1 protein-coding gene and 1 pseudogene are annotated in these 747 nt (G+C 72.0%); one reads left to right on the plus strand and one right to left on the minus strand.

All coding sequences use genetic code 11. The features are described from left to right. Window positions 1-103: pseudogene (locus AB8Z36_RS41345) on the minus strand (threonine/serine dehydratase); the annotation flags it as partial. 143 nt (window positions 104-246) lie between these two features. Between AB8Z36_RS41345 and AB8Z36_RS41350 the strand changes: the two are divergent. Continuing rightward, window positions 247-747: pyridoxal-phosphate dependent enzyme (locus AB8Z36_RS41350; protein WP_369218476.1), on the plus strand; the 501-nt coding region annotated here is incomplete at its 3' end.

Genomic DNA, 747 nt, shown 5'->3' on the forward strand with positions numbered 1-747 from the left:
CCCCCAGCAGCGCGGTCAGCCCCGGACTGGGCAGCGTGGGAGTGCGCACCACATGCCCGGCGATCCGCGCCGCCGCGCTCTCCAAGTCCTCAACACCGACCATGGCGCCCCTCCAGGATGTCTCGCCCACCGTATGCGTCAGCACGATACGTGGGTGATCGCGGTGATCCGGACGACTGCCCTCCCCGCGATCACCCACGTATCGTGCTGACGCATACGGTGGGCGAGACATCCTGGAGGGGCGCCATGGTCGGTGTTGAGGACTTGGAGAGCGCGGCGGCGCGGATCGCCGGGCATGTGGTGCGCACTCCCACGCTGCCCAGTCCGGGGCTGACCGCGCTGCTGGGGGTGCCGGTCACGGTCAAGCTGGAACTGTTGCAGCGCACCGGGTCGTTCAAGGCACGGGGCGCCGTCGCGAAGCTGCTCGACCTGACTGACGAACAGCGCGCGGCAGGCGTGGTCGCCGTGTCCGGCGGGAACCACGGCGTCGCCGTCGCGGAGATGTCGGCCGCGCTGGAGGTGCGGGCCACCGTGGTCATGCCGCGTACCGCCCCGGCACGCTCGGTGCGCGCCGCCCGTGCCGCCGGGGCCGATGTCCGGCTCACCGCCACCATGGCGGAGGCCTTCGCGCTGATGGAGCGGCTGGAGGCGGAGGGGCTCACGCTGCTGCACCCTTTCTCCGACCCGGTGGTCATCGCGGGCCAGGGGACCGTGGGCCTCGAACTGGACGCCGACGCGGGTGAACTG

Source organism: Streptomyces flavofungini, from assembly GCF_041028215.1.
GTDB lineage: Bacteria > Actinomycetota > Actinomycetes > Streptomycetales > Streptomycetaceae > Streptomyces > Streptomyces flavofungini_B.